This is a genomic window from Kitasatospora sp. NPDC059747 (genome assembly GCF_042732955.1).
Classification (GTDB): Bacteria; Actinomycetota; Actinomycetes; order Streptomycetales; family Streptomycetaceae; genus Kitasatospora.
Window position 1 is genome coordinate 35080 of sequence record NZ_JBHWGV010000090.1, and the last position, 4102, is coordinate 39181.

The 4102-nt window shown below is 70.8% G+C and carries 3 protein-coding genes; all 3 read left to right on the forward strand.

What is annotated here, in order from left to right; all coding sequences use genetic code 11:
• Nucleotides 1-129 precede the first annotated feature (129 nt).
• The 3 genes from ngcE to ACFV4G_RS31325 all read left to right on the forward strand — a co-directional run bounded on the left by ngcE (nucleotide 130) and on the right by ACFV4G_RS31325 (nucleotide 3939).
• Complete coding sequence (gene ngcE / locus ACFV4G_RS31315; protein ID WP_380445491.1) at nucleotides 130-2094, forward strand: N-acetylglucosamine/diacetylchitobiose ABC transporter substrate-binding protein; 1965 nt, start codon at nucleotides 130-132, stop codon at nucleotides 2092-2094.
• Nucleotides 2095-2230: 136 nt separating this feature from the next.
• Nucleotides 2231-3103, forward strand: a complete 873-nt coding sequence (locus ACFV4G_RS31320; RefSeq protein ID WP_380445492.1) for a diiron oxygenase — start codon at nucleotides 2231-2233, stop codon at nucleotides 3101-3103.
• Nucleotides 3100-3939, forward strand: a complete 840-nt coding sequence (locus ACFV4G_RS31325; protein WP_380445493.1) for a hypothetical protein — start codon at nucleotides 3100-3102, stop codon at nucleotides 3937-3939. The genes ACFV4G_RS31320 and ACFV4G_RS31325 overlap by 4 nt, the downstream gene beginning before the upstream one ends.
• Nucleotides 3940-4102 lie beyond the last annotated feature (163 nt).

Genomic DNA, 4102 nt, shown 5'->3' on the forward strand with positions numbered 1-4102 from the left:
ACAGGCCGAGCCCCCCCCCCCCCGCCCCCCGCGGCGGGGCGCCCCCCCGCCCCCCCGCCTCCCCCCCCCCACCCCCCCCCCGGTCCCGGCCCCGCGACAACCGGACGACCCTCCGATGAAAGGAAACCGATGTCCACCGCCCTTCAGCACCACCTGTTCGCGAGCGACGACGGCGGCAACGACCTGCCGTACGTCCTGTCGCTGCCGGACGGCTACGCCGACGCGGCCGAGCCCTGGCCGCTGCTGCTGTTCCTGCACGGCGCCTCGGAGCGCGGCGAGGACCTGGCCGGCATCGCCGCGCACGGCCCGCTCAAGCGGATCGAGGCCGGCGCGGACCTGCCGTTCGTCGTGGTCGCGCCGCAGTGTCCCTCGTACAGCACCTGGGCGGCCGAACTGAGCGCGCTGGCCGCCCTGGTCCGGGAGGTGGCCGACGCCCACCGCGTGGATCCGGACCGGCTGTACGTCACCGGGCTCAGCATGGGCGGCACCGGGACGTGGGCGCTCACCGCCCGCTACCCGGGCCGGTTCGCGGCCGCGGTGCCGATCTGCGGCTCCTGGCTGCCGGAGGCCGCGCCGCGGATCGCCCACCTGCCGGTGTGGACCTTCCACGGCGCCGAGGACCGCAACATCCCCGTCTCGCACACCGAGAAGATCGTGGCCGCGCTGCGGGAGGCGGGCAACCCCGTCCGCTTCACCCGGTACCCGGACACCGGGCACGACTCGTGGACCAGGACGTACGACGACCCCGAGGTGTACGCCTGGCTGCTCGCGCAGTCCCGGTCGGCCTCCGGGGCCCTGACCGGGCGCGCGGACCCGCTCGGCTCGAACCCGCTCGGCGTGGACCCGGCGGCGCCGCTGGACGTGCTGGTCTTCGACGGCGGCTTCGGCGACGGCTACGTCCGGGACGCCGAGGAGCGCTACCGCACGGCGTTCCCGCACGCGGAGGTCGCGCACACCGCCGCCGCCGAGATCCGGCCGCTGCTGGAGCCGCGCCTCGCCGACGGGAGCCCGCCGGACCTCGTGGACAACACCGGCCCGGCCTCGGTGGCCACCGCCGAACTGGCCGCCGCGGGCCGGCTGACCGACCTGCGGCCGCTGCTGGCCGCACCGGCCTACGACGATCCCGGCCGGACCGTCGCCGACACGCTGATCCCGGCGGCGATCGCCAAGGGCCGGTTCGGCGGGGAGGAGGTCTGGGCGCTCAACCACGCGTACACGGTGTTCGGCCTCTGGTACTCCGAGTCGACGCTGGCGAAGCACGGTTGGGAGTACCCGCGGACCTGGGACGAGATGCTCGCGCTGTGCGAGGAGGCCAAGCGCGAGGGCATCGCGGGCTGGACGTTCCCCGGCAAGTACCCGTTCTACCTGCAGTGGACGCTGTACCCGTTCATCGCCAAGATCGGCGGCCCCGAGGTGCTGCGGGCCATCGACAACCTGGAGCCGAACGCCTGGCACCACGACGCCGTCCGGCAGGCCTTCGAGGCGTACCACGAACTCGCCGTCCGCGGACACCTGCTGGCGGGCACCGCGGACCTCGACCACCTCCAGGCGCAGACCGCGTGGACGGCCGGGAAGGCGCTGTTCATCCCGAACGGCTCCTGGGTGGAGAACGAGGCCAAGGACACCACGCCGCCCGGCTTCGACATGGCCGTGGCCCCGCCCCCCGGGCTCGGCGACACCGACCGGATGCCGTTCGGGACCATCTGGGCGGCGGCCGGCAGCGCGTTCGTCGTCCCGCGGGCCGCCCGCAACCCGCAGGGCGGCCAGGAGCTGCTGCGCGTCCTGCTCGGCCGCACGTCGGCACGGGAGTTCACCCGCCGGGTGTCCTCGCTGACGGTGGTCGGCGAGGCCGCGGACGACCTCGAACTGCCGCCCGGCCTCGCCTCGGCCCGCGACCTGCTCAAGGCCGCCGGCGAGCACATCGTCGCGCCCCGCACGGACTGGTACCAGGACCTCAACCGCGAGGTGATCGCCGGCTACATCGGCGAACTGACGACCGGCCGGCTGAAGCCCGCCGAGGCCGTCCGGCTGATCCAGCAGGCGGCGGACCGGACCGCCCAGGACGGTTCCGTCACGAAGTACCGGCACCCCTGAGCCGTCCGCTCCCCCTCTCGGGGACCCGGTCGCTGACCTAATTCGGCAGCCGGTTCCGGGCGTTGAGGAAGGTCTGCACCAATCCATAGCCTGGAGGCACACCACAAAGCCCCCGAGGCGAACGGAGACATCGCCCATGGTCAGCGATGTGATCGAGCGGAACGGCCGGTTCCAGGAAATCATGGACCGCCTCACCGTCAAGTCGATCGACGACTACTACAACCCCTACCGGCTCTTCGAATGGCCGGACCGGCTCCCCGAGAACACCTGGTGGATGAGCCCCGAACTCACCACCACCCACGGCACCGAGCTCGCCGAACGGCTCACCCCCGAACAGCTCCACACCCTCTCCAAGCACGAGAGCATCAACTTCTACAGCCTCAACGTCCACGGCATCCGCGAACTCCTCACCGAGGTCGTCAACCGCATCCACACCGCCGGATTCGAGACGCCCTCCGAGTTCTTCCACCACTTCATCGGCGAAGAGAACGAACACATGTGGTTCTTCGCCGAGTTCTGCCTGCGCTACGGCAAGAAGATCTACCGCCAGCCCGCCGCCGGCACCGAAACCCCCACCCACGGCACGAAGACCGAAAGCCTCCTCGTCTTCACCCGCATCCTCATCTTCGAAGAACTCGTCGACCACTACAACGCCACCATGGCCACCGACGAGCGCCTCCACGACACCATCCGCGCCATCAACCGCATCCACCACCAGGACGAATCCCGCCACATCGCCTTCGGCCGCGAACTCGTCGACCTCCTCTACCAGGACCTCAAGCAGGACGCCACCGAACAGCAGCTCGACGACATTTCCACCTACCTGCGCCGCTACCTCACCCACAGCTTCGAATCCCTCTACCACCCCCAGGTCTACCGCGACGCCGGCCTCGACAAGCCCCACGAGGTCCGCCGACAGCTCCTGGAATCCCCCGCCCGCGCCGAAGCCGAACGACGCACCTTCCGCAAGACCGCCAAGTACCTGGAAAAGACGGGACTCATCCGATGAACCGCCTCACCGGCCACGACGGGCAACCCGCCCTCGCCATCCTCGGACCGCCCGCCACCCGCCTGCTCCAGGAACTCGACCAGACCTTCACCACCTGGGCCCGGGCCGCCGGCGCCCAACCCATCACCCCGCCCCCGCTCTACCCGGTCACCGACCTCGAGAAATTCGACGTCTACACCAACTTCCCCCACCTCGCCTGGACCGCCGCCCCCCTCGACCTCACCGGCGAACCCCGCAAGCCCGCCGGCGGACGCTTCACCCCCGACGCCCTCGCCGACGCCCGCTACGGCCTGCCCCACGCCACCTGCTACGGCGCCTACCTCTACTACGAGGGCACCACCGTCCCCGACGACACCCTCGTCACCCTCGTCAACCGCTGCTTCCGCAGCGAGGACCACTACGACGGCCTGCGCCGCCTCGCCTCCTTCCAGATGCGCGAGATCGTCGCCATCGGCACCCACGAGCACACCCAGCAGGTCCTGCACCACTTCACCGACCGCATCCTCGCCTTCGCCGCCGCCCTCGGCCTCGACCTCGGCAAGGCCCCCGCGAGCGACCCCTTCTTCCAGAACGACGGCGCCCGCGCCCTCCTCCAGAAGCTCAACCCCGTCAAACACGAATTCCAGTACGGCGACCTCGCCATCGCCTCCGTCAACACCCACCGCAACTTCTTCGGCGAACGCTGCGACATCACCCTCACCACCGGCGAACACGCCTACACCTCCTGCACCGCCTTCGGCCTCGAACGCTGGATCGCGGTCCTCACCGACCACTTCCACGGCGACCTCGACCAGGCCGCCGAAACCGTCCGCACCGCTCGAAAGGAACCGGCATGAGCGCCACCGGCATCGACAAGGTCCGCGACTGGATCCTCGGCCGCCACCCCGGCCGCACCGAACTCGCCCCCGACGTCAACATCATCGAGAGCCGCCTGGTCGACTCGCTCGCCTTCGTCGAGCTCGTCTACACCATCGAGGACGCGGCCGGCATCGAGATCGA